Source organism: Yersinia sp. 2540 StPb PI (assembly GCF_052217165.1).
Taxonomy (GTDB): domain Bacteria; phylum Pseudomonadota; class Gammaproteobacteria; order Enterobacterales; family Enterobacteriaceae; genus Yersinia; species Yersinia enterocolitica_E.
Genome location: NZ_JAZGQC010000001.1, coordinates 588,628 through 613,927 on the forward strand (window position 1 = coordinate 588,628; position 25,300 = coordinate 613,927).

Sequence of the window (25,300 nt, forward strand, 5' to 3'; positions counted from 1 at the left end):
CATCAGCCGAATAAATAGCGGTTAACCAGATTTTCTAACTGCTCCTGATGACCACTCTGATGTTGCGGGTTCAGGTTATGCTGTTCGGCATAGCGTGCCAGCTCTTCCAGCGACAGTTTACCTTGCAGAATTTGCTGACCCATCTCAGTATTCCAACCGGCATAGCGCTTGGCAACGCGTTGATCCAACTGACCATCTTCAATCATTTTGGCGGCAACTTTCAGTGCCAGCGCCATGGTATCCATCGCCCCAATATGGCCATAGAACAGGTCATATTTATCGGTACTTTGGCGGCGTACTTTTGCATCAAAGTTCAGCCCACCGGTAGTAAAACCACTCGCTTTGAGGATCTCAAACATCACCAATGCATTCTCTTCTACACTGTTTGGAAACTGATCGGTATCCCAGCCCAACTGTGGATCACCACGGTTAGCATCTACTGAACCGAAAATACCTAAGGCAATAGCACTGGCGATTTCGTGATGGAACGAGTGGCCCGCCAATGTGGCATGGTTGGCCTCAATATTCACTTTAATCTCTTTTTCCAGCCCAAACTGCTTGAGGAAGCCATAAACGGTAGCCACGTCATAGTCGTACTGATGCTTGGTGGGCTCCTGTGGCTTAGGTTCAATTAATAGCGTGCCCTGGAAACCGGTTTTATGTTTGTGCTCCACCACCATCTGCATAAAGCGGCCAATCTGCTCGCGTTCCTGGCGCAAATCGGTGTTTAACAGTGTTTCGTAGCCCTCACGCCCGCCCCATAACACATAGTTTTCACCGCCGAGTTTTTTGGTGGCATTCATGGCAGTAAAGACTTGAGTTGCAGCCCAACTAAAGACTTCTGGATCAGGGTTAGTGGCTGCCCCTGCGCCATAGCGTGGATGGGTAAAGCAGTTAGCTGTACCCCATAATAATTTTACGCCGCTGCTCTCTTGTTTCTCGGCCAATACCTCGGTCATTACGGCAAAATTATTAAGATACTCTTTCATTGACGCGCCTTCTGGCGAGACATCGATATCATGGAAGCAGTAATAAGGCACATTCAGTTTATGAAAGAATTCAAATGCGACATCGGCTTTGCGTTTTGCCAGAGCCAGTGCATCCCCCGGATGCTGCCACGGGCGATCAAAGGCATTGCCGCCAAACATATCGGCCCCGCCCCAGCAGAAGGTATGCCAATAACAGGCCGCAAACCGGAGGTGGTCGGCCATTCGCTTGCCAAGAATAATTTCATCCGGGTTGTAGTGATGAAATGCCAGCGGGTTAGCGCTCTGGCTGCCTTCGTAACGCACTTGTTCTAATTCATCAAAATAAGATTGCATGCAATACTCCTTGGAAGCTGGCCCCGCTTTTGCCGGGCTGATGAGCTTTTATCTTCGGAGTTGTTAGCGATTCTCTCAATTACGTTATTTCACACTTAAATTCAGAGAATTATTAATTGTGGTGTAGATCTCATAAATAACCGCTTAATTATAAAAAATGCTTAGATATTCATTACACGGATAACATCCCGTAATGGAATTATGCATTTTATGAGGAAGAAAACATGATCGTTATCATAAAATTAACATTAAACCAAAAAACATAATTGGCGGATGAAAATCTGTAATTGCCGATGTGCAAATAAGCGTCAACAATCCCTATTGCAGTCGATGTTTACCGTTTCTCTTACCCTGCTTGCACAATAAGAAAGGTACCGAAAGATGAAATTTAAGAACATTTTACTCTCCGCATGTGCCGTTCTGGTGATGATTAGCCAGCCCGGATTTAGTAAAGAAATTAAAATCGGTATGGCGATAGATGATCTCCGCCTGGAACGTTGGCAGAAAGACCGCGACATTTTTGTTAACAAAGCTGAATCACTTGGCGCTAAAGTATTTGTGCAATCTGCAAATGGCAATGAAGAAACACAGATGTCGCAAATAGAAAATATGATTAATCGCGGCGTTGATGTGTTAGTTATTATTCCCTATAACGGTCAAGTATTAAGTAACGTTATCGCCGAGGCTAAACGGGAAGGGATAAAGGTATTAGCGTATGATCGTATGATAAATAACGCTGATATTGATTTTTATATCTCATTTGATAATGAAAAAGTGGGTGAGTTGCAGGCGAAAAGCCTGGTTGAGCGGGTGCCGCAAGGCAATTACTTCCTGATGGGGGGGTCACCCGTCGACAACAATGCCAAGTTGTTCCGCCAAGGGCAAATGACAGTGCTTAATCCACTGATAAAAGAGGGGAAAATAAAAATTGTCGGTGATCAGTGGGTTGATGCCTGGTTACCAGAAAATGCCTTGAAAATTATGGAGAATGCACTCACTGCCAACAATAACAAGATTGATGCTGTGGTGGCATCCAATGATGCAACTGCTGGCGGGGCAATTCAGGCGTTAGCCGCACAAGGGTTGGCAGGGAAGGTAGCTATTTCCGGTCAGGATGCTGATTTGGCTGCAATAAAACGAATTGTTGCGGGTACGCAAACCATGACCGTATATAAACCAATCAGTAAATTAGCCAATGATGCGGCAGAAATTGCAGTCACCCTGGGTAAAGGTGAGGAACCAAAAGCCAACAGTAAATTAAATAATGGTATAAAAGATGTTCCTGCTTATTTATTAACACCGATTCAAGTTGATAAAAGCAATATTGATAGCACTATCATAGCCGACGGATTCCACAAAAAAGCAGATGTTTATTGATTGGCATATTGCTGATTAGACTTTGTAATAAACGGCCAGTTATTTAATTTATTAACATGGCCGTTATTTAATGTAGCCGCAATGCTATAAAATCAGCAGTATTAAGGAGGGGTTATGCCCTACCTGCTAGAAATGAAAAATATTACTAAGCAATTCGGTGTGGTTAAAGCCGTAGATAATATCAGCCTGACATTAGAGGCCGGACAAGTATTATCGTTATGCGGTGAAAACGGTTCGGGAAAATCCACACTAATGAAAGTGTTATGTGGTATTTATTCCACCGGTTCTTATCAGGGAGAAATATTTTTTTCAGGTGAAATGTTACAGGCCAAAAATATTCGTGAAACAGAGCAAAAGGGCATTGCGATAATTCATCAGGAACTGGCGTTAGTGAAACAGATGTCGGTGCTGGAAAACATGTTCCTCGGTTCCGAATGGGGGCGCTTCGGCATTATGGATTACGATGCCATGTATTTACGCTGCCAGCGGATGTTGGCACAGGTCAAACTGGTCGTCGATCCTCACACCCCCGTCGGTGAGTTGGGCCTTGGGCAGCAACAGCTCGTTGAAATTGCGAAAGCGCTGAATAAACAAGTGCGGCTACTGGTATTAGATGAACCGACCGCCTCACTGACTGAAAGTGAAACCGCTATTTTGCTGGATATTATCCGTGACCTGCGAAACCACGGTATTGCCTGTATCTATATCTCGCATAAATTGAATGAAGTCAAAGCGATATCCGATCATATCTGTGTGATCCGCGATGGTCGTCATATTGGTACCCGCCCGGCGGCGACCATGAGCGAAGATGACATTATCGCTATGATGGTAGGCCGCGAACTGAAAGAGCTTTACCCCCATGAAGCCCACCATATTGGCAAAGAAATTCTACGGGTGGAAAATCTCTGCGCCTGGCATCCGGTCAACCGCCATATTCGCCGGGTCGATGAGGTCTCTTTCGTGTTGAAACGTGGCGAGATTCTAGGTGTTGCCGGGCTGGTAGGCTCAGGTCGAACTGAAACAGTGCAATGTCTGTTCGGCGTCTATCCGGGCCGTTGGCAGGGAGATATTTTTATTGATGGTAAACCGGTGGTCATCAACACGTGTCAGCAGGCAATGAAACTGGGCATTGCGATGGTGCCAGAAGATCGCAAAAAAGACGGCATCGTACCGGTGATGGGGGTGGGCGCGAATATCACACTGGCGGCCTTGGATGATTTTACCGGTGCTTTTAGCATGCTGGATGATGCCAAAGAACAATCCACCATTGCGCAGTCTCTGGCGCGGTTAAAGGTCAAAACCTCTTCATCAGAGCTGGCGATTGCCCGCCTTAGCGGTGGTAATCAGCAAAAAGCGATTCTGGCTAAATGCCTGTTACTGAACCCGAAAATTTTGATTCTCGATGAGCCAACTCGTGGTATAGACATCGGCGCAAAATATGAAATCTATAAACTTATCAATCAATTGGTCCAGCAGGGAATTGCGGTCATTGTGATTTCCTCTGAATTGCCGGAGGTTTTGGGATTAAGTGATCGGGTGTTGGTCATGCATCAGGGGCGCATCAAAGCTGATCTCATTAACCATAACCTGACCCAAGAAAAGGTCATGGAAGCCGCACTCAGGAGTGAAACCCATGTCGCAAGCTAATCAGTCTGAGCTGAATACACCAGAAAATGGCGTTAAAAAGCCACTATTTCGGCTAAAATCAGTTAATTTGCAAGTTTTTGTCATGTTGGCCGCTATTGCCATTATTATGCTGTTTTTCACTTTTACCACTGAAGGGGCCTATCTCAGCGCCAGAAATATCTCGAATCTTCTGCGCCAAACGGCGATCACTGGCATCTTGGCGGTGGGGATGGTGTTTGTCATTATCTCAGCGGAAATTGATCTGTCGGTCGGTTCGATGATGGGGTTGCTGGGCGGTGTGGCCGCGATTTTTGATGTGTGGCTTGGCTGGCCGTTGCCGTTAACCATTGTGGTTACGCTAGGCTTGGGGCTGGTGCTGGGGGCATGGAACGGTTGGTGGGTTGCCTATCGCAAAGTTCCTTCATTTATTGTCACCCTTGCCGGAATGCTGGCTTTCCGTGGCATCTTAATCGGTATCACCAACGGCACCACGGTATCGCCAACCAGTAATGCGATGTCACAAATCGGTCAAAGCTACCTGCCTAATGGATTCGGTTTTGGTATCGGGGCGATTGGCCTGATGTTGTTTGTGGCCTGGCAATGGCGTCGGCGTAGTCACCGTATTCGGCTGGGTTTGCCGGTTGCGGCACCCCAGGGAGATGTTACTCGCCAATCAATTACTGCTGTAATAGTTCTTGGGGCTATATATTTATTGAATGATTATCGTGGTGTCCCTACCCCGGTATTAATTCTTACGGCGCTGATGCTGGCCGGTATATTTATGGCTACCCGGACTGCTTTTGGTCGCCGGATCTACGCCATTGGCGGCAATATCGATGCAGCCCGTTTATCTGGGGTCAACGTAGAACGCACCAAACTGGCGGTATTTGCTATCAATGGATTGATGGTGGCAATAGCCGGTCTGATTCTTAGCTCCCGCCTGGGGGCGGGTTCACCTTCTGCGGGTAATATTGCCGAATTGGATGCCATCGCAGCTTGTGTGATTGGTGGTACCAGCCTTGCAGGGGGTATCGGCAGTGTTGCTGGTGCCGTGATGGGCGCATTTATTATGGCTTCTCTCGACAATGGGATGAGCATGCTGGATGTGCCGACTTTCTGGCAGTACATTGTCAAAGGTGCGATTTTGTTGCTGGCTGTATGGATGGATTCCGCGACCAAACGCCGGGTTTAACCCTATCTTTTTGCAGAGAGATCAATGCCATACTGCGTTGATCTCTCTGCTTATTGAGTCTTGATATCCCACCTATTTCAGGAGCCATTCCCATGTTTGAGAAACGCTACCGGATAACCTTGCTGTTTAACGCTAACAAAGTATACGACCGGCAAGTGGTGGAAGGGGTCGGTGAGTATTTGCAAGCTTCACAATGTGATTGGGATATTTTTATTGAAGAGGATTTTCGTTGCCGTATCGATAACATTCGAGATTGGCTGGGTGACGGTGTTATTGCCGATTTTGATGATCGGCAGATAGAGCAATTACTGGCGAATGTAGATGTTCCGATTATTGGCGTGGGGGGTTCTTATCATCAACCGGCAGATTATCCGCCGGTCGATTATATTGCGACGGATAATGCAGCGCTGGTTGAGGCTGCTTTTATGCACTTGAAAGAAAAGGGTTTAAATCGTTTTGCTTTCTACGGACTGCCTGCCAGCAGTGATAAGCGCTGGGCGCAGGAGCGAGAATATGCTTTCCGACAGTTAGTGGCGGCGGAGCAATACCAAGGGGTGGTTTATCAAGGAATGGCTACCGCGCCGGCTAACTGGCAATACACCCAGAACCGCCTGGCGGACTGGGTGCAGACCTTACCACACCAGACCGGGATTATTGCTGTGACGGATGCGCGAGCGCGACATTTGCTCCAAGTGTGCGAGCATCTGGATATTGCGGTACCCGAGAAGCTGAGTGTTATTGGTATTGATAATGAAGAGTTAACCCGCTATTTATCGAGGGTGGCACTCTCTTCGGTGGTGCAGGGAACCCGGCAGATGGGCTATCGGGCAGCTAAGTTGTTGCATCAACGCCTTAATCAGCGTCAGAAACAACAAGAGACAGCGCCATTACAGCGCATTCTGGTGCCACCGGTTAAAGTCATGGCCCGCCGCTCAACCGATTTCCGCTCGCTACGTGATCCGGCAGTGATTCAGGCGATGCATTATATTCGCCATCATGCTTGTAAGGGGATTAAGGTCGAGCAGGTATTAGATGCGGTAGGAATGTCGCGCTCAAATCTGGAAAAGCGCTTTAAGGATGACATTGGGCAGACCATTCATGGCGTAATTCATGAAGAAAAGCTTGATCGGGCGCGTAACTTATTGGCTGCCACTTCCTTGCCTATCAATGAAATATCGCAAATGTGCGGCTATCCATCGCTACAATACTTCTATTCGGTATTCAAAAAAGGCTATTCCATTACCCCGAAAGAACACCGCGATAAATATGGCGAAGTGAGCTATTAACTGATTCGGTACTCTCAATAATGTCTCATCCCACTCTTACTTGAGGGGATTATTCATCATGTTTATTGAATGGCTAGCACCATACAATAAACAAGCTATAATCACCGCCTTACACCATTCTTCCAAATGGAAGATCATCGTCCCCGGTGGGGCGGCTGGACTTCAAATCCAGATGGGGCCGCCAGCGGTCCCTGGCAGGTTCGACTCCTGTGATCTTCCGCCAATCAGTGTCTCCCACACTCTACTAAACTCAACAAAACCCCCGTAATTACTGAATTAAATGCTCATTATTGTCTCCGGAGCTCAACCTGATTCTACCTGCATCAATAAAACTTTGGGGGTGCTTTAGGGGGTGTAAAATTGTATGCTGTTTTTTGGCACCCCCAGGCTATGCGGTAACCCCTTATTCCTCTAACTTGGCTGTGCCACACATACGCCGCGCTGCTTATATTTTCAATGGAGATGCTATGCCACTAACGGACATTAAGGTGAAAACGGCTAAGCCGATAGATAAGGCTTACAAGCTAACTGACGGGGGCGGCATGTATCTGTTGGTTAAACCGAATGGCTCAAAATACTGGCGACTGAAGTACCGTTTTGTCGGCAAGGAAAAGATGCTATCGATCGGCGTTTATCCGGATGTCTCTTTAGCTGATGCACGCCAAAAGAGAGACGAGGCGCGTAAAGTCTTGGCTGCAGGGGGCGATCCTGGTGAGGTGAAGAAGGCGGATAAGCTGGCGCAAAAACTCTCTTCTGAAAACACGTTTGAGGCTATCGCCCGCGAGTGGCATAAGCAAAAGGCTGATCGTTGGTCTTTACGTTATCGCGATGAAATCATTGATACCTTCGAGAAGGACATATTCCCTTACCTTGGTCGACGCCCGATTGCTGAGATTAAGCCAATGGAGCTGCTCGAAACGCTCCGGCGCTTGGAGAAACGCGGTGCGCTGGAGAAGATGCGTAAAGTACGCCAGCGTTGTGGTGAGGTATTTCGCTATGCCATTGTGACCGGGCGTGCGGAATACAACCCGGCCCCCGATCTGGCGACTGCCTTGGCAACGCCAAAGAAAACCCACTTTCCCTTCCTTACCGCAGAAGAACTTCCATATTTCATCAGGGATCTGGCCGGGTACACAGGCAGTGTGATCACTAAAACGGCGACGCAAATCATCATGTAAACGGGGGTTCGCACTCAGGAACTGCGTTTTGCACGTTGGGAAGATATCGACTTTGAGAAGCGTCTTTGGGAGATCCCTCCTGAAGTGATGAAGATGAAGCGGCCACATATCGTTCCGTTGTCGGAGCAGGTTGTGGAGCTGTTTCAGTCGCTGAAGCCGATTACCGGAATGTATCCGTTGGTATTTATTGGAAGAAATGACCGGGCAAAGCCGATTTCAAAGGAAAGCGTTAATCAGGTGATTGAGCTGCTGGGTTATAAGGGAAGGCTGACAGGGCACGGTTTTCGCCACACGATGAGCACGATCTTGCATGAGCAGGGGTTCAACTCGGCATGGATAGAGACACAGCTGGCTCATGTGGATAAGAATGCGATTCGCGGCACGTACAACCATGCGCATTACCTGGAGGGAAGACGGGAGATGATGCAGTGGTATGGGGATAATCTTGAATCAATGTTGAATGGTGAAATGATACTACACGGATCATTTAGCAAGAGTGCATAAAAGTCACTGCGCACAAAAAATTTGTGAATGTTCCATTTTTTCAATAGTGGTATTTTTTTGATTAAAATCAATAGATTGAGGGTTTATGGAAACGTGAAACATTTGATTTCTTGCAGCTGTAACACGCCAATCACCTTCTGTAGAGCTGCTACTGCATTTTTTTAGGTTTACATTCTTGTTTTTTTGTTTGATTATAGTTTCACCGCACCACTTTTAACTCTGTACGATAACTACAGAGATTAGTGATGAAGGTGCGACAGGTTGCAGCCTGTCGCGTTGACTCAAACCCAAACGTCTAAATTAGGAGATCAAATCTATGCCAGCTTATCAAATTTCTTACGATCTGCGGAAGCAGAAAGATTATGCCTCACTCATTGAGCGTATCAAGTCCTATGGGACCTGGTGCCATCCTCTCGAATCAACCTGGATTATCATCACCGATCAAACGGCAACTCAAGTTCGCGATTATCTCAAAGCCGTTATGGATAACGATGATGGTTTACTCGTCACTGGTTTACGGAGAGACGGTGCGTGGTATGGGCTTTCCGACAATATCTCTCAATGGCTTAAAAACAACTTATAATCGCCACGCTTAAGAATAGATGCGCCAGGGATGGTGCAATGAATCAGGGGCCCGTATGCCAACATCTTTAAAACAGTTAGGCCAAATTGCAAGCATCCGTTCAGGTCACACTCTGAGGGGAGCAATCACGCCTAACCCTGAAGGGGATGTACGTCTGTTACAGATTAAAGACCTCGATCAGGACTGGCAGTTCGATCACAAAGCACTACCTACTGTTGTATGGGAACAACGCATCGCTCCCCCATTTCTTGAACAGGGGGAGATTGTCGTTGCGGCCAGAGGAAATCGTAATCTGGCAGTTGTCTATCGTGGCGAGGTTCCTGTGGTTGCTACCAGCCAGTTCCTGATTGTTAGCCTCAGAAGACAAGAGCGTGAGATTGTCCCCGAATACCTGTGCTGGCTGTTAAACCATCCGATGATTCAGCAATGGTTTCATCGGAGTGGCACCAATATTCAGTTAATAACTAAATCAGCTCTGCTGGATGTCGCTATCCCGGTTCCGCCTCTTGAAACTCAATTACAGCTTATCGAGCTCCAACGTGTATGGCAGAAAGAAGATGAACTTATCAATAAGTTACAGAAAAATCGCCATCAGCTTGAGCTTGGTATTTTGCAAAAATTACTTAAGGATTAACTTGTTATGAGCAATATGATCGATCAGGACCGCATCAACCGCGTGCTATGGGGCGTATGTGACACTTTCCGTGGCACCATCAGCCCTGATACTTACAAAGATTTCATTCTTACTATGCTGTTTTTGAAGTATATCTCGGATGTCTGGCAGGATCACTATGATGGCTACAAAGCCCAATATGGCGATGAACCGGAGCTGATTGAAGAGATGATGAAGAACGAACGCTTTGTTCTACCTAAAGATGCTAGCTTTTATGCTCTTTATAAGCGTCGAAGTGAGGCGGGTAACGGTGAACGTATCGATGTAGCTCTACACGCAATTGAAGAAGCTAATGGCACTAAGCTGAAAGATGGTAGTAAGAGCGTGTTCCAGGAAATTTCATTTAATACCAATAAGCTTGGTGATGAAAAGCAAAAGAATCTGATCTTGAAGCAGTTACTCGAAGATTTTACTCATCCAGAGCTGAATTTGAAACCAAGCCGTGTTGGTGGCTTGGATGTAATTGGTAACGCTTATGAATATTTGATCGGCAAGTTTGCTGCGAACAGCGGCCAGAAAGCCGGAGAGTACTATACGCCACCCGAAGTGTCAGATCTGCTCGCGGCGTTGCTTGACCCACAGCCAGGGGAATCTATCTGTGACCCAACCTGTGGCTCTGCTTCACTATTGATGAAGTGTGGTAAGTGGGTTGCTGAGAAATACCATAGTAAGAATTACGAGCTTTATGGGCAGGAAGCGATTGGTTCAACTTGGTCGCTGGCTAAAATGAACATGTTCCTGCACGGGGAAGATAACCACAAAATCGAGTGGGGTGACACGATCCGCAACCCCAAGCTACTCGATAAAAATGCCAACCTGATGCTGTTTGATGTGGTCACCGCCAACCCACCTTTTTCACTGGAAAAGTGGGGAATTGATGACGTTTCTGACGACCAGTTCAGTCGTTTTCGTCGTGGCCTGCCGCCTAAAACCAAGGGCGATTATGCGTTTATCTTGCATATGATCGAAACCATGAAGCCGAAAACCGGACGTATGGGTGTGGTGGTTCCCCATGGCGTGTTGTTCCGTGGCTCCAGCGAAGGAAAAATTCGGCAGAAGTTGATAGACGAAAATCTTCTCGATGCGGTGATTGGTTTGCCAGAAAAGTTGTTTTTCGGTACAGGTATACCTGCGGCAATCCTGATATTTAAAAAGAGTAAAGTCGACGATAACGTGTTGTTTATCGATGCCAGCCGTGATTTTAAGTCGGGTAAAAACCAGAACCAGCTAACTCCTGAAAATATTACCAAAATCGTTAAAACCTACCGTGAAGGTGATAACGTCGAAAAATATGCTTATCTTGCTAGCCTGCAGGAGATCCGTGATAACGACTACAACTTGAATATCTCACGTTATGTTGATGTTTTCGAAGAAGAAGAAGAAATTGATCTGATGGCGGTTCGCGCCGAACGTCAGCAACTGCAAGTACAGATGGCAGAGCTGGAAATGGAGATGGTGAAGTATCTTGAGGAGTTGGGTTATGGTGCCTGAAGGGTGGCAATTAAGTACAATTGAAAAAATCGCTACAGTCTCTTCAGGGGGAACGCCAAGTCGTAGAAATGCGTCCTATTGGAATGGTAATATTCCTTGGGTTACTACAGCTGAAGTCCAATTTAAAACGATTTTTGATACTGCAGAGAAGATAACAGTAGACGGATTAAATAACTCATCAGCAAAGCTATTTCCCAAAAATACCATTCTTATGGCAATGTATGGGCAAGGTAAAACCCGAGGACAAGTTGCAAAGCTAGGGATAGAGGCAACAACTAATCAGGCATGTGCAGCAATTCTTCTGAAGGAAGGATATGAAATTGATTATTACTATCAATTCCTGATAAGCCAGTATGAGCATATCCGAGAAATGTCTAATAGTGGTAGTCAAGAAAATCTAAGTGCTGGAATAGTAAAATCAATTCAGGTTCCAGTCCCCCCTCTTTTTGAGCAAAAAAAAATCGCCCAAATTCTTTCTACTTGGGATAAGGCTATTGCAACCGCTGAGAAACTGCTAGCTAACCGTCAGCAGCAAAAAAAAGCCCTGATGCAAAAAATACTCACTGGCAGGGATCGCTTTTCAGGGTTTACTGAAAAATGGAAGCACCATGAGTTGTCAGATATAGCTATGGTTCAAATGGGCTCCTCGCCAAAATCTGGGGCATACAATGAGAATGGATATGGACTTCCGCTGATCCAAGGTAATGCTGATATAAAAAGTAGAAGATCCGCCCCACGTATTTTTACAACCGAAATCACCAAGGAGTGTGATGTTGGGGATATTTTGTTGAGCGTCAGGGCACCAGTTGGAACTGTAGCATTATCCAGCCATAAGGCATGCATAGGGAGGGGCATTTCTGCTATCAGGGCGACGATGGGATTCAGCCAAGACTTTCTTTATCAGTGGTTTCTATGGTTTGAACCACGATGGGGTGCATTGTCCCAAGGTAGTACATTTGAATCTATAAATAGCGATGATATTAAACAACTAAAAATTAAATTACCGAGCTTGGATGAACAAAAAAAGATCGCTTTAATTCTTTCCAATGCAGACCAAGAAATTGAATTACTACAGCAAAAACTCAACCACCTAAAACAAGAAAAAAAAGCCCTAATGCAGCAACTGCTTACCGGTAAATGCCGGGTAAAGGTGGAGGCCGCATGACTGATAAACACTTACCTCACCCCCCGGCAGGTGAATTCCTGCTGTTTCAAAGCGAAGATGGCCGTGCACGCGTTGAGTGTCGCTTTCAGTCAGATACGCTTTGGCTCACTCAGGCATCCATGGCTGAGCTATATGATAAGGATGTTCGTACCATCAACGAGCACCTGATCAACATCTTTTCAGAAGGCGAACTTGGTCAAAATTCAACTATCCGGAAATTCCGGATAGTTCGCCAGGAAGGAAAACGTCAGGTTTCCAGAGAGATAGAGCACTACAGCCTCGAAGCCATACTGGCTGTTGGCTATCGTGTCCGCTCAGTCCGGGGGACTCAATTCCGCCAGTGGGCCACGCAAACCCTACAGGAATATCTGATTAAAGGGTTTGTGATGGATGACGAGCGGCTGAAGAATCCGCCCGTTGGCTCTTCTGTGGTGCCCGACTACTTTGACGAGATGCTGGAACGTATCCGAGATATTCGTGCCAGCGAGCGGCGCGTCTATCTGCGTGTGCGGGAGATTTTCGCGCTGGCTGCTGATTATCAGCCGACTCTGAAAGAGACCACCCTCTTCTTTCAAACCATCCAGAACAAACTGCACTTTGCCTGCACTGGGCGTACAGCCGCTGAGCTGATCCACCAGCGGGTAGATGCCAGCCAGCCTCATATGGGGCTCACCAGCTATAAAGGCAATGACGTGCGAAAAGGCGATGTCACGGTTGCTAAGAATTACCTGACCCAAAAAGAGGTCAGTGAGCTGAACCGTGTAGTGAATATGTGGCTGGACTATGCCGAAGATCAGGCGCTGCGACGTCAGCAGGTTTTTTTGCAGGACTGGCAGGAGAAGCTGGATCAATTCCTGCAGTTCAACGACCGCAATGTGCTACAGGGCGCTGGCACTGTCAGTAAGAAAATGGCAGATGAAAAAGCTCAGGGTGAATATGCACGATTTGCGGAGCAGCGGCGTTTGTTAAAAGAGGCCGAGGGTGAAAAGGATATTACCGAGCTACTGCACTGGAAAGCCGATAAAGATAAGGGAACATCATGAGCATGCAAATCGCGCCAAAATTCCAGGAAGAGTACAGCGCCAAGCTTCCGGCGCTGGCTCTTTTGAGTAATTTAGGCTGGACCTATATTTCACCTCAGCAAGCCTTGTCTGCGCGAGCAGGCAAGGTAGATCAGGTGGTCCTAAACCAGATTTTGCGTGAACAGTTAGCCAAGAGGACGTTTATCTTTGCCGGTAAAGAGCATGCCATTTCTGAAAAAGCGATTGATAGCCTGGTGGCGGAGATTAACAGTCCGGCATTAAATCAGGGTTTGATTACCGCCAATGAGCACTTGTACAACCACCTGTTGTACGGCATTTCAGTGACGGAGTTTATCGATGGCAAACGGGCGAACCCAACAATCTCGTTGATCGACTGGAACAACCCGCATAACAACAGCTTTGTTTTCACCGAAGAGTTCAGCGTGACACGCGCTAACGGCATTGAGGCACGCAGGCCCGATATTGTCTGCTTTGTGAATGGTATTCCGCTGGTCGTTATCGAGGCTAAGCGCCCGGACGGCAATGCTAAAAAAGGGCCGACTATTGACGAGGGGATCTCTCAAAGTCTGCGAAACCAGCGTCATGATGAAATTCCACGACTGTTTGCCTACAGCCAGATCTTACTGTCGATAAACGGCCATGATGGACGTTACGGGACTTGCGGAACACCGACTAAGTTTTGGGCGACATGGCGGGAAGAAGATATCTCCGATCTGGAGATGCTTGCCGTCAAAAACCGCAAGCTCACAGCACAGCAGATGGAGTCAATCTTCAGCCATCGTCCGGTTGCCTGCCTGGAATGGTATCAAAATCTGACAACAACGGGCGATTTGGCTATAACGGGCCAGGACCAGCTGCTTATCAGTCTGCTTTTACCTGAACGTCTACTGGATATGGCTCGTTTCTTCACGCTGTTTGATAAGAAAGCCGGTAAGGTCATTGCCCGATATCAGCAGGTATTCAGTATCAAACGGCTGCTACAGCGTATCGAAACGAAGAACCCTGATGGCAGCCGCAACGGTGGGGTCATCTGGCATACCACAGGTTCGGGTAAATCACTGACGATGGTTTTCCTGAGCAAAGCGCTGATTCTGAGTGAAACGCTCAAGCAGTGTCGCATCGTCGTGGTGACCGATCGTGTCGATTTGGAAAACCAGCTCAGTCGCACCTTTATCTCAACCGGGGAACTGGCCGGTAAAAGGGATAAAACCGATGCCATCGCCACCTCTGGCAGACGTCTGGCCGAACAGATTGGCAAGGGTACTGAGCGCATTCTCTTCTCGTTGATTCAGAAATTTAACACGGCCACCCGCCTGCCCGAGTGCGTGAATACCAGCCCCGATATTATTGTGCTGATTGATGAAGGCCACCGCAGTCACGGCGGTGAGAGTCATCAACGTATGAAGCTAGCTCTACCCAACGCAGCCTTTGTTGCTTTCACTGGTACGCCGTTGCTGAAAGATGATAAGACCACGAATAAATTTGGTCCCATCGTTCATGCTTACACCATGCAGCGTGCGGTGGAGGACAAGACCGTAACCCCGCTTCTTTACGAGGAGCGCCCGCCCGAGCTGAACGTTAATGAACGAGCGATAGATAGCTGGTTTGACCGTATCACCGAGGGATTAACGGATAAACAGAAAGCCGATTTAAAGCGCAAGTTTGCTAATAAAGGGCAGGTTTATAATGCTGACGATCGCATCCACCTTATTGCACTGGATATCGCCAACCATTTTGTCAAAAACATCGATGATGGCTTGAAAGGGCAACTCGCCTGTGACAGTAAAGCAGCAGCAATCAAATACAAAAAGTATCTTGATGAAGCCGGGCTGTTTGAGTCTGCCGTGGTGATCAGTTCGCCTGACACGCGTGAGGGGAATACCGAGGTGGATGAATCTGGTATCCCTGATGTGACCAAATGGTGGAAAGATAACGTCGGCTCTCAGGATGAGCAGGTTTATACGCGCAATGTCATCGAACGTTTTGATAAAGATGATTCGCTGAAGCTACTGATTGTGGTCGATAAGTTACTTACCGGCTTTGATGAACCCAAAAATGCCGTGCTTTACATCGATAAGCCGCTTAAAGGGCATAACCTGATTCAGGCAATAGCCCGCGTTAACCGCCTTCATCCTAAGAAGAAATTTGGTCTGTTAATCGATTATAGGGGCATCCTCAAAGAGCTGGATACCACCATTGAGGATTATCAGAAGCTGGCATCCCGCACGCAGGGCGGATTTGATATTGATGACTTGGTGGGGCTGTACGGCCAGATGAGTACGGAGTACAAGCGCCTTCCCCAGCTGTATAAAAATTTGTGGGCGATTTTCGCTGGTGTAAAAAATAAAAACGATATTGAGCAGCTCCGTCAGGTGCTGGTGCCGCGCACGGAAGAAAAGTACGGCGAAATGGTTGATGTTCATCTTAAAGTTCGTGAAGATTTTTATGAGGCACTCACGCAATTTGCCAGCTGCCTGAAAGTGGCGTTGCAGTCGGCAACCTTCTTTGAGGATAAGAGTTTCAGCGAAGAGGATCGCCAGCACTATAAAGAGACGCTGAGGCAATTTACCAGCTTGCGCCAGCTGGTGAAGCAGGATGCCGGTGAGACGGTAGATTATGATCAGTACACGGAACAGGTTAAAAAGCTGCTGGATAAACATGTTGTTGGCGTAGAAGTCCGCGAGCCTGATGGAGTGTATGAAGTCAGCAAAATGGGACAGCGGCCCGAAGAGTGGAGCGAGGATAAAACCCGCAACGAAACGGATATTATCAAAACCCGCGTAACCCGCATGATTGAGCAGGATTTACGTGATGATCCTTATGCCCAGGAAGCCTTCTCGAAGTTACTGCGTCTGGCTATTGAAGAGGCGGAAAAACTGTTTGATCACCCTCTCAAGCAGTACATGCTATTTCGTGAGTTTGAGGAACAAGTACAGGATCGGCGGTTGAACGAAATACCCGACGTGTTTGCTGGTAATCACCATGCGCAGGCTTACTTCGGAGTGTACAAAAAAGTGCTGCCGGAGGTTTTTGCCGTTACCGATTCTCAGGTTATCGATAAATGGGTGAAGCTTGCTTTTGAAGTAGACCAGGCTGTTGATATCTCTGTGGCTGAGAACTCGATCAATCCGCAAAATATCGAGGCTGATATCCGCAAGAAGCTTCTACCGATGATGTTTAAAGAGTGTAAGGCAATTGGTGGCGGGATGGATCAGGCGAAAAAAATTGTGGAAATGATTGTCCAGATTACCCGTGTAGGGCTGAGCGGAGTGTAAATCGTGGACAAAAGAGTAATGAGCTTCATTTACGGTGATGAACGCATTACCTTCGAGCGTAAGCCCCGACCGTTGGTGAATGGGCGCATTCTGATAAAAATTCACCCTGACTGCCGGGTTGTGGTATCCGCGCCGCAGGATACCGATGACCAACAGATTCTGAATGCTGTTGAAAAGCGTGGGCGCTGGATCTATCAGCAGCTGAGGGATTTCCGTAAGCAGCTGGAATATATCACGCCACGACAGTATATCAGCGGTGAGAGCCACTATTACCTAGGCAAACAGTACATGCTTAAGGTGATAGTGGCTCCCTCTGACGCTCAGGGTGTAAAAATGTTGCGTGGCAAGCTGGAAGTCACCTTACGTCATAAGAGCGCTGAAAAGGTTCTGAAGTTGCTGACTGACTGGTATAAGGCTCGTGCCCGCGAAGTCTTCGCCAAAAGGCTGAGCGCTATGCTGGAGCAAGCGTTATGGGTCAGTGACTCACCGCCATTGCGCATTCTTACCATGCAGACTCAGTGGGGAAGTTGTTCCCCCAATGGGAGGGTGACTCTGAATCCCAACCTGGTGAAAGCCCCCCGGGAGTGCATCGATTACGTTATCTTGCATGAGCTTTGCCATCTGGCCGAGCATAACCATAGCGAACGCTTCTACCGGCTCATGGGGCAGGTAATGCCGGAGTGGGAAAAGACCAAGAAGCGATTGGATGGGATGGCGGGGATGATAATGACAAGCTTAACATAATGGCGTGCGATGCTTCTGTCCTGCAGCATCCATCGCTTGAGGGAGGAGAATATGGAAAAAATCATATGTGCTCTGTGTAATACCGCAGTCGAAGTGACGGTGCTGTCCAGTCATTTGCTAACCAATCATGGCTGGAAGATGGCACCTCATCTTGCTAAGCCGGTAGCTGAGGCACCGCTTATTGCCCGTCAAACCTGCAAATGTCCAGTATGTAACGTTTCTCTCAAAGACGCGAAAAGATTAGAAAAACATATAAATAAAGCCCATTCAGACAAACGAAGCTCTTCTCCCATCAGTAGTAATCCTTCAAAGAAAAACAGTATAACGACGATTTCCTATCAATGGGCGATAACTCAACCGCTAGATAAAAAATACTCCGCCGTAGTAGAGAAATTCGTTGCCGATAAAACGTTATCTGAAGTTGAAAAAGAAATAGTGACCATCGTGAATGGCTATGATGCGGCTGATACTTCAAGACAGAGTTTGATGTTAGGGCGGCTTATTCTGCTTGCTCATGCTAAGAAAAGAATCGCTGCAAAAAGCAAATCCAGCAAAAACAAGAAAGTATCGGCAAAGGGTAAAAAAACCAAAAGTGCCAAATCACGAGACATTATGGACCAATACATTGGCGGGCGCAGGATTGTTGTCTCCGGCGGTTTACCTTCCTTGGGGAAAAGGTGATGAGGTTAATTCACTGATAATTATTACTTTTAAATTTAACTACGAGCATCCAGCCAGAAAATCAGGCATGAAGGAAGGCACATGACCGCGAGCAACGAACTGATCCTCAGGCCAATAAGCGACCTGATGAAACAGCATTTTTTCATCCCCTCTTATCAACGGGGCTATCGCTGGACACAAAGGCAGGTTACAGACCTGCTAGATGATATCGCTGAATTCCAGAAAAACAGCGAGTCAAGTTCACGTAAAGCCTTCTACTGCCTCCAACCCGTTGTGGTCAAAAAATGTGGTAAGGAATGGGAGCTAGTCGATGGCCAGCAGCGCCTGACAACCATCTGCATTATCCTTCTTTATCTGAAGGATATTGCCGCTATGCTTGGACATTCCGGATACTCTCTGCGCTACGAAACCCGCCCTGAGAGTGCAAGTTTCCTTAGCAATATTAATAGCGATCACGCAGATGATAATATTGATTTTTATCATATGAACCAGGCTAGAGAAGCAATAGACGCATGGTTCCGTTCACGACCACCTGTCTATAAGTTCAGCTTTTTGCAGACTCTGCTGAATGATGATGAGGCCGGTAAAAATGTAAAAGTAATCTGGTATCAGCTAAGCGATCAGGCAAACGTGACTGAGGTCTTTTCTCGGCTTAATCGTGGAAAAATCCCGCTAACCAACGCAGAGCTGGTTAAAGCACTGCTGCTCAATGCCGGAAATTTCAGCCAGACCGAACTCAGCGTTCGCTTTAACCAGCTCAGAATTGCGCAGGAGTGGGATGAAACGGAGCGCCGCCTTCAGCAGGAAGACTTCTGGTATTTCATCAGTAACCATACCCGTGAGAGTAACCGCATAGAGTTTATACTTGGCCTGGTTGCAGATTCATTAAAGTCGGGTATTTCCCGTCAGGACCCACACTACATCTTCCTGTCGTTCGCCCATTACCTGGAGGAAATGCATCAGGACCCAGAGCGCATAGAAAAAGTGTGGCTACTTATTAAACAGCGCTTTATGTTGCTGGATGAGTGGTACCGCGGGCGCGTAACTTATCACCTTGTCGGTTATCTCATTAGTAACAGTGAGAGCGTCATTCCTCAGCTCATCAGCGAATCTGAAAGCTGTGAAACAAAGTCGGGATTCATTACTGGTCTGAAACAAAGGATCCTGCGTTTCGCCCTGCCGGGGATCGCAGGCTCGTTAAGTAGGGGACGAGCCGAGCGCAGCACCCAGATTGACGCCACACTCTCCGCTCTGACCTATCCTGAGCGGTCGCTACGCCCCGTGCTTCTGCTTTTTAACATTGCCATTTTGCTGGTCAACAAAAAATCCTCTACCCGTTTCCCATTCCGGCATTACAAACTCGACGCCTGGGACATTGAGCACATTACTTCAGTCAGCTCGCAAATGCCGGAAAATATCAGCGGACAGAAGGCCTGGACGGAAGTGATGCGAGAGCATTTCCGGCCTTTCGATATAGCGGAAGAGGAGCCAGACACTGCCCGGTCAGCAAAGCATCTACTCTTTGATCGTGCGGAGGCGTTGCTTCAGGAGGAGCCCTTTGACAGTGAAAAATTTGAAGCCTATTTCAGCGATGTCCTGAATGAGTACAGTCAGATGCCGCTACAGGACAGGGATGACAGCATTGGAAACCTTACGCTTCTGGATCAGTCAACTAACAGAAGCTATCGCAACGCCATCTTTCCGGTGAAGCGCAATCGCATTATTGAAGCGGACAAAGCGTCAACTTTTGTCCCTCCCGGTACACGAAACGTATTTCTTAAATACTACAGCAGTAACGTCCATGAAATGACTTTCTGGAGTAGCCAGGATCAGGATAGCTACCGGCGTGCAATTACAGACGCCCTGACCGTATTTTTTGATGGAGCAATGTATGCAGCAAGGTAAAGTCATTACATTCGCCAGTTTATTCAGCGAAGTCAGCAACGTTGAGATCCCCATCATACAGCGTGACTATGCTCAGGGGCGAGAGGACGTATGGGAAATTCGCGATCAGTTTCTCCTGTCGATCAATCAGGCGTTAACAGCTCCTGTTGGCGCACTACCGCTTGATCTCGATTTTATTTATGGGAACCTCAGCACTGAGGAGCGTCCCACCCTTTCGGTCCTCGATGGTCAGCAGCGCCTTACGACTCTCTTCTTGCTTCACTGGTATCTAGCAAACAAAGAGGCGAAATATGCTGATTTCAGTGAGCGATTCACTCATTTGGGCAAATCCCGCTTCACATATCAGACCCGCACCGCCGCAACGGAGTTTTTCCATGCGCTGGTGCGGCCCGACAACAGTGGTCTACAGTTTGCAGAGAATGCCCCTGACCTTAGGGATCAGATAACGGACAGCCGCTGGTTTTATCACTCCTGGCTTCAGGACCCTACGGTTTCAGCCTGCTTGACGATGCTGAATGCGATCCAGTCATGCTTCGGTCACGTGCCCGGTGAATTTTATGCCAAACTGTGCAGTTCTGACTCCCATCCAGTGGTATTTCAGTATCTGAACCTGTCCTCATTTGGACTTTCTGACGATCTCTATATCAAAATGAATTCGCGGGGAAAATCCCTTACCGATTTCGAAAATTTCAAAGCCTGGCTCTCAGGCAGAATGAGCCAGCAGCCCGGTGCTGTGACTTTTGGTGAGAAAATCGATCAGGCCTGGACTGATATGTTCTGGAACCTGAGCAAAAAAAGGACCGAAAGCTTTGATACCCTCTTTCTGCGCTTTTTTAAGCGGATGGCGTTTCTTCTTGAATGCAGTCAGTCATCTGAACCTGCATATCTTTTGGCAAACCTAAATGCGACCTGGTTCAACGCCCTGAGAAGCACTCGTGAAGGTTTTAGTTCCTCAGAATTCGAAGCGAGGGATACCTTCAACCCCAGGAACATCCAGATCCTCTCAACCATACTGGATTTTCTTTGCTCTTCGCACGCAACCCGTGAGCACCGTAGCCTGTTGATGGAATTTCTGACGGGCTCTGACTTACTCGGAGCATGTCGTTTTTATGCACTTTGTGCATTTATTACTGCCAAGAGATCGTCCATCGATGCCCGCTTCGCTGAGCAGCACGCTCAATGGAGCCGTGTCACCGATAACTTTCTTTACACCATGCGTATTGACAGTAATCAAGTTGCAGTGGGGATTATTCGTTCGCTTGATGAATTGGCCCCCTATGCTGACGACATTTACTGCTGTCTTCGTACAGTTGAAGTTCGACTGGGTTTTAACGAGCAGTGGGATGAAGAAGTCCTTAAAGCAAAGCTGATTACTCTGGATAGTGAATGGGAGACTGCCTTAGTTCGGGCAGAATCTCATCCTCATCTCAAAGGTCGCATAAGGGGGCTGCTCAAGGGGGCTAAAACTGCTGATAATAGCGGTTACGATCTTACCCGATTTATATCTCTGACAGAGAAAACCTATTGGGTGCTTAACGAACAGGTTCTGCATAACTACGAGCACTTACTTGAACGTGCGCTGCTTTCACTGGGAGACTATCTGATATGGCAGAAAGGACAACGGTACACCTTTTGCCTTCCTTCACATCAGTCTTGGCGTGAGCGTAATGAGAACTGGCTGAGGGTGACAGAGAAAAGCGTGTTTGTTGAGCTGCTGGATAAGCTGAATAAAAAAGAAGATATATCAAATACGCTCCGAGAAATTATTCAGGAATCAAACCCAGGCGGCTGGCGAGAACTAATCGTGAAAGACCCTGAGACTATTCGCTACTGTTCGGAAAGGATTATCGACAAATTAGATAACCAAGTGTATCTGCTAAGTAAGACAAACCTTCGCGGCTATTTCAGGGAGCTGCACAGCTGGGTGCTCTCGAAAAGGTTGTTGGCCCTTCTCCGCAGAGAGGATGGAAACACGCCTTTCACTGCCGTGACCTATCACTCAGTCTATGGTGATGCATGGCCATGTATAGAGCTTACGGTAAGTGAAGAGGAAACGTTCTTTATCGCGCATGAGAACGGAGCCTGGTTTGACTGCCACAATGTGGATGAAGAAGGTGAGCCACTCCCCCTGCCGCCCTTCTTTAAATCACTGGTAGATACGCTGATGCATGAAGCGGATATCACCACTCAAGCGCCTTGTTGATCACCAATAGCTAATTGAACGCCATCATTCTGCTACTCACGTCGAGCCCTGTCGCTGATCGCGATGGGGCTTTTTGTATTAAGGAGCCGAGATGACCTATTTCAAGTAGTTTCCTGCGCGACTGCTCAACGAAACCTAAATGCAGTGCCATCATGCATATGAACGACTGAAAACAACGGGAAAAACTTCATGAACTTAACCTTATCCCCGGCAGTCACTGAACTGCCATTAAGTACGCAGCGTACAATCAAACGCGCCCTATTCTTGCTGGAGACTCATCTGCGTGAACCGGGAACCTCATTCACTTCACTCGGTACCGTCAGCGATTGGCTGCGATTGCGAATGGCGAGGCTGGAGCGTGAAGTGTTTATGGTGCTCTGGCTCGACAATCAACACAGGCTATTGGCCCACGAAACGTTGTTCACCGGCAGTATCAACAGCACCGAAGTCCACCCGCGTGAAATCGTGAAGGCGGCACTGAAGCACAATGCTGCTGCGGTGCTTCTGGCGCATTGCCATCCCTCCGGCCACGCTGAGCCCAGTGTCGCTGACCGGCAAATTACCGGCAAGATTAAAGACGCACTGGCACTGGTTGAGGTCAGGATATTGGATCACTGTATTGTCGGTGGCATGACGGTGTATTCGTTTGCTGAACACGGCTTGTTATAGGGGCGATATGATGCGATCAATCATTACCCCTGCATGGGGACTTAAACGCAACTTTACTCCGCAGTTTGGTGCCCGCCTGGTACAGGAAGGCGACCGGCTGCATTTTCTGGCTGACCGTGCCGATATCAGCGGGAAATTCAGCGACGCGAAGGTACGTGATTTAAATAACGCCTTCCCGCAGTTTATCAAACACCTGGAACTGATGCTGCTCTCCGGTGAGCTCAACCCTCGCCACCAGCACTGTGTCACGTTGTATCGCAATGGCTTGACCTGTGAGGCCGATAGCCTGGGATCACACGGTTATGTGTATCTCGCCATTTATCCTACTCCCCAATCAACTGCATAAATCTTCGCCTTTTATATCTATCGATCATCTAGCTAACTACGAGATAACCCACATGCAGACCTTACCTGTCACTCCTAAACGGGCGGCTTATGCTTGCCCATCACCCGTTGTTGTCTGGCAATCCATGCTCACGTATCTGCTGGAACAGCATTACGGATTGGCGCTTAACGATACCGAGTTCAGTGATGACGCGGTGATCCACGAACATATTGATGCCGGTATCTCTCTGGCTGATGCGTTGAATTTCACGGTGGAAAAGTTCGACCTGGTTCGCATCGATCGCCGGAGGTTCTCCTGCCAGGGACAATCTCCCTTCATCACGGCTATCGATATTCTCCGTGCCCGTCGAGCCACCGGCCTGATGACCCGTCTGGGTTATCAGACCATCACCTCAGTTATCCGGGGCGAAAAGCAGACATGAGCCTGTCCGGATTACTGCTGGCATGCTGATTACCCGTCCACCCAGATTGGCAGATTTTGTTTTTTTGAGGGCAAGTTCGCATTCGATAGGCAATAAAGCTATTAGCCATCTAGGTTTTGCGAAACGCTTTCCACAATATCTGTCCTGAGCTTTATCCCCTTTTTATCTGTTGCATAATGCGTCTAACTGACTTGGCAGGCGTGTTTGCTTTTATGTAAGGATTACGATGATGCAAACTGAACCCGAAGTAATGGTTGATCATAGCGAGGTGATTTGTTCGACTAGCGTAGCGCGAATCGTTGCTGGTCGCGATAGTGCTCTGATACGGATAGAGCAGCTAATCCATCAGCTCAGTGACATTTCTTCACTTACGTCTTCAATTGGTGGGGGGACTGCTGGCGAGTGGGCGATGAGACAGGGAAGCCGCTATGACTGCTGGTTAATGGAAGTACCAGATAAAGCTATGGAGTTGATCACCCGAAATATCGATCGCAGTATTTGGCGTGATCTGATGATGAAATCTGGCATGCTAGCTCTCATGGATGCTGAAGCTCGCGAGCAGTGGTATAAAAATTTGGAAGAGGGCGACCTACCAGCTATCAATGAAGACAATATCCTCAGCACTTTTGAACAGCTACATCTGAATAAACAGGATGTATTTGAGCGCGGTGTTATCAATGTTTTCAGGGGACTATCATGGGAATATAAAACAAACAGTCCCTGTATGTTCGGCAAAAAAATCATTGTTAACAATCTGGTCACGCATAACCGTTGGGGGTTCAGCTTAAGTTGGGGCTGGCTGCGGGACCAGTTAGTTGATTTGGAGCGAATGTTGTATCTGTTGGATGGTAAGCCCGTTCCTGACAATCGTGGGGATATCTCTGTGCGGTTAATGGAGTATATCCGAGATAACCCTCGTCAACAGAGTTACGAGGATGAGCAGTTTGGTATCCGCTATTTTCAAAAAGGTACCGCGCATGTAATTTTCAAACGCTTGGATCTGGTGGATAAAATGAACGATATCGTGGCGAAGCACTATCCAGGGATGTTAGCTCGAGAAGAGTGTGCCCTCTATTCATTTTGAAGCGATAAGTGAGCCTGTTTACTGCATCAAAAATGGAGTAAACTCTGCAATATCCATGAGTCATTTATTGCCTGTTTTTTATACAAAAAGAAGCAAGCAAAAGCATTTGGGGGTTCTTATGGGGGTTACTTAATTATCCATATTAAATAATTCTTTTAATATCATGATATTAATAATCAAATACGACTCCTGTGATCGCCAAAAAATTTTTTTGCATATTCCTCAGCACTTACAAAATATCCCCATTTTAAGTAAATATAAAAAATAAGTAGAATCAGCTTGTTGACGTTATGATGAGTCGATACGGATGATTTTGTATGATTCTAAACCAATAAAATACCAAGTTATTTTCAGTAGTACTGATAATAAAAACATGTTCTTAAAAACAGTATTGACATCTGGTACAGAACACGTAGATTGGAATTCAACACCGGTGCAATTAGTAACGAACTCTTTATTTAGCCGGTGTCTATGTAGTTGATTTAAAATAATGCGATAAAGGTCACGAAATATTTTTTTATGTGAGATTCGC

At 47.2% G+C, this 25,300-nt stretch carries 19 protein-coding genes, 1 tRNA gene and 1 pseudogene; 20 read left to right on the plus strand and 1 reads right to left on the minus strand.

Annotated elements, in window-relative coordinates; all coding sequences use genetic code 11:
- Positions 1-2 precede the first annotated feature (2 nt).
- Complete coding sequence (xylA, locus tag V1956_RS02625) at positions 3-1,322, minus strand: xylose isomerase (RefSeq protein WP_442824780.1); 1,320 nt, start codon at positions 1,320-1,322, stop codon at positions 3-5.
- A 381-nt stretch (positions 1,323-1,703) separates the two neighbouring features.
- Here xylA and xylF point away from each other — a divergent pair, with 381 nt between their 5' ends.
- From xylF to V1956_RS02725, 20 genes and pseudogenes are all read left to right on the plus strand, one after another.
- Complete coding sequence (xylF, locus tag V1956_RS02630) at positions 1,704-2,699, plus strand: D-xylose ABC transporter substrate-binding protein (protein ID WP_420074453.1); 996 nt, start codon at positions 1,704-1,706, stop codon at positions 2,697-2,699.
- Positions 2,700-2,813: 114 nt separating this feature from the next.
- Complete coding sequence (locus V1956_RS02635; protein WP_442824781.1) at positions 2,814-4,346, plus strand: xylose ABC transporter ATP-binding protein; 1,533 nt, start codon at positions 2,814-2,816, stop codon at positions 4,344-4,346.
- Positions 4,333-5,517, plus strand: a complete 1,185-nt coding sequence (gene xylH / locus V1956_RS02640) for a xylose ABC transporter permease XylH (RefSeq protein WP_083161431.1) — start codon at positions 4,333-4,335, stop codon at positions 5,515-5,517. Before V1956_RS02635 ends, xylH begins: the two co-directional genes overlap by 14 nt.
- 92 nt (positions 5,518-5,609) lie before the next feature.
- The gene (gene xylR, locus V1956_RS02645; protein WP_083161429.1) at positions 5,610-6,803 is read left to right on the plus strand and encodes a D-xylose utilization transcriptional activator XylR; all 1,194 of its coding nucleotides are present in this window, start codon (positions 5,610-5,612) and stop codon (positions 6,801-6,803) included.
- Between the two features lie 128 nt (positions 6,804-6,931).
- Positions 6,932-7,026, plus strand: a tRNA-Sec gene (locus tag V1956_RS02650).
- A 244-nt stretch (positions 7,027-7,270) separates the two neighbouring features.
- Positions 7,271-8,485 (plus strand): annotated as a pseudogene (locus V1956_RS02655) (tyrosine-type recombinase/integrase).
- 316 nt (positions 8,486-8,801) lie between these two features.
- Positions 8,802-9,068: a hypothetical protein gene (locus V1956_RS02660; RefSeq protein ID WP_012414128.1), complete on the plus strand. Its 267-nt coding sequence runs from the start codon at positions 8,802-8,804 to the stop codon at positions 9,066-9,068.
- A gap of 55 nt (positions 9,069-9,123) precedes the next feature.
- Entirely contained in the window at positions 9,124-9,702 is a 579-nt protein-coding gene (locus V1956_RS02665; protein WP_011193315.1) for a restriction endonuclease subunit S, read from the plus strand.
- Positions 9,703-9,708: 6 nt separating this feature from the next.
- On the plus strand, positions 9,709-11,232 hold the full coding sequence (locus V1956_RS02670) for a type I restriction-modification system subunit M (protein ID WP_420074454.1): 1,524 nt from the start codon (positions 9,709-9,711) through the stop codon (positions 11,230-11,232).
- Positions 11,222-12,397: a restriction endonuclease subunit S gene (locus V1956_RS02675; RefSeq protein ID WP_050880308.1), complete on the plus strand. Its 1,176-nt coding sequence runs from the start codon at positions 11,222-11,224 to the stop codon at positions 12,395-12,397. Before V1956_RS02670 ends, V1956_RS02675 begins: the two co-directional genes overlap by 11 nt.
- Positions 12,394-13,440, plus strand: coding sequence for a virulence RhuM family protein (locus tag V1956_RS02680; protein ID WP_050880307.1), 1,047 nt, complete (start codon positions 12,394-12,396; stop codon positions 13,438-13,440). The genes V1956_RS02675 and V1956_RS02680 overlap by 4 nt, the downstream gene beginning before the upstream one ends.
- Complete coding sequence (locus tag V1956_RS02685) at positions 13,437-16,715, plus strand: type I restriction endonuclease subunit R (RefSeq protein WP_420074455.1); 3,279 nt, start codon at positions 13,437-13,439, stop codon at positions 16,713-16,715. The genes V1956_RS02680 and V1956_RS02685 overlap by 4 nt, the downstream gene beginning before the upstream one ends.
- Positions 16,716-16,733: 18 nt before the next feature.
- Positions 16,734-17,459, plus strand: coding sequence for a M48 family metallopeptidase (locus V1956_RS02690; RefSeq protein WP_420074456.1), 726 nt, complete (start codon positions 16,734-16,736; stop codon positions 17,457-17,459).
- Positions 17,460-17,510: 51 nt separating this feature from the next.
- Entirely contained in the window at positions 17,511-18,140 is a 630-nt protein-coding gene (locus V1956_RS02695; RefSeq protein WP_050146009.1) for a hypothetical protein, read from the plus strand.
- An 81-nt stretch (positions 18,141-18,221) separates the two neighbouring features.
- A complete protein-coding gene (locus V1956_RS02700) occupies positions 18,222-20,045 on the plus strand; it encodes a GmrSD restriction endonuclease domain-containing protein (protein WP_408578049.1) in 1,824 nt (607 codons plus the stop codon).
- Positions 20,032-22,248 carry a DUF262 domain-containing protein gene (locus V1956_RS02705; RefSeq protein ID WP_442824782.1) on the plus strand — a complete coding sequence of 739 codons (2,217 nt, stop codon included), beginning with the start codon at positions 20,032-20,034 and terminating at the stop codon, positions 22,246-22,248. The genes V1956_RS02700 and V1956_RS02705 overlap by 14 nt, the downstream gene beginning before the upstream one ends.
- A gap of 189 nt (positions 22,249-22,437) precedes the next feature.
- Complete coding sequence (gene radC / locus V1956_RS02710; protein WP_049600079.1) at positions 22,438-22,917, plus strand: RadC family protein; 480 nt, start codon at positions 22,438-22,440, stop codon at positions 22,915-22,917.
- Between the two features lie 10 nt (positions 22,918-22,927).
- Entirely contained in the window at positions 22,928-23,263 is a 336-nt protein-coding gene (locus tag V1956_RS02715; protein WP_050146014.1) for a type IV toxin-antitoxin system YeeU family antitoxin, read from the plus strand.
- 52 nt (positions 23,264-23,315) lie between these two features.
- Positions 23,316-23,684 carry a TA system toxin CbtA family protein gene (locus V1956_RS02720; RefSeq protein WP_050146015.1) on the plus strand — a complete coding sequence of 123 codons (369 nt, stop codon included), beginning with the start codon at positions 23,316-23,318 and terminating at the stop codon, positions 23,682-23,684.
- Between the two features lie 229 nt (positions 23,685-23,913).
- Positions 23,914-24,768, plus strand: a complete 855-nt coding sequence (locus tag V1956_RS02725; RefSeq protein WP_420074460.1) for a DUF4942 domain-containing protein — start codon at positions 23,914-23,916, stop codon at positions 24,766-24,768.
- Positions 24,769-25,300 lie beyond the last annotated feature (532 nt).

Bases quoted from the DNA above. Each gene is read 5' to 3' on its own strand.
- xylA (WP_442824780.1), bottom strand. From the start codon at position 1,322: ATGCAATCTTATTTTGATGAATTAGAACAAGTGCGTTACGAAGGCAGC.
- xylF (WP_420074453.1), top strand. From the start codon at position 1,704: ATGAAATTTAAGAACATTTTACTCTCCGCATGTGCCGTTCTGGTGATG.
- V1956_RS02635 (WP_442824781.1), top strand. From the start codon at position 2,814: ATGCCCTACCTGCTAGAAATGAAAAATATTACTAAGCAATTCGGTGTG.
- xylH (WP_083161431.1), top strand. From the start codon at position 4,333: ATGTCGCAAGCTAATCAGTCTGAGCTGAATACACCAGAAAATGGCGTT.
- xylR (WP_083161429.1), top strand. From the start codon at position 5,610: ATGTTTGAGAAACGCTACCGGATAACCTTGCTGTTTAACGCTAACAAA.
- V1956_RS02660 (WP_012414128.1), top strand. From the start codon at position 8,802: ATGCCAGCTTATCAAATTTCTTACGATCTGCGGAAGCAGAAAGATTAT.
- V1956_RS02665 (WP_011193315.1), top strand. From the start codon at position 9,124: ATGCCAACATCTTTAAAACAGTTAGGCCAAATTGCAAGCATCCGTTCA.
- V1956_RS02670 (WP_420074454.1), top strand. From the start codon at position 9,709: ATGAGCAATATGATCGATCAGGACCGCATCAACCGCGTGCTATGGGGC.
- V1956_RS02675 (WP_050880308.1), top strand. From the start codon at position 11,222: ATGGTGCCTGAAGGGTGGCAATTAAGTACAATTGAAAAAATCGCTACA.
- V1956_RS02680 (WP_050880307.1), top strand. From the start codon at position 12,394: ATGACTGATAAACACTTACCTCACCCCCCGGCAGGTGAATTCCTGCTG.
- V1956_RS02685 (WP_420074455.1), top strand. From the start codon at position 13,437: ATGAGCATGCAAATCGCGCCAAAATTCCAGGAAGAGTACAGCGCCAAG.
- V1956_RS02690 (WP_420074456.1), top strand. From the start codon at position 16,734: ATGAGCTTCATTTACGGTGATGAACGCATTACCTTCGAGCGTAAGCCC.
- V1956_RS02695 (WP_050146009.1), top strand. From the start codon at position 17,511: ATGGAAAAAATCATATGTGCTCTGTGTAATACCGCAGTCGAAGTGACG.
- V1956_RS02700 (WP_408578049.1), top strand. From the start codon at position 18,222: ATGACCGCGAGCAACGAACTGATCCTCAGGCCAATAAGCGACCTGATG.
- V1956_RS02705 (WP_442824782.1), top strand. From the start codon at position 20,032: ATGCAGCAAGGTAAAGTCATTACATTCGCCAGTTTATTCAGCGAAGTC.
- radC (WP_049600079.1), top strand. From the start codon at position 22,438: ATGAACTTAACCTTATCCCCGGCAGTCACTGAACTGCCATTAAGTACG.
- V1956_RS02715 (WP_050146014.1), top strand. From the start codon at position 22,928: ATGCGATCAATCATTACCCCTGCATGGGGACTTAAACGCAACTTTACT.
- V1956_RS02720 (WP_050146015.1), top strand. From the start codon at position 23,316: ATGCAGACCTTACCTGTCACTCCTAAACGGGCGGCTTATGCTTGCCCA.
- V1956_RS02725 (WP_420074460.1), top strand. From the start codon at position 23,914: ATGCAAACTGAACCCGAAGTAATGGTTGATCATAGCGAGGTGATTTGT.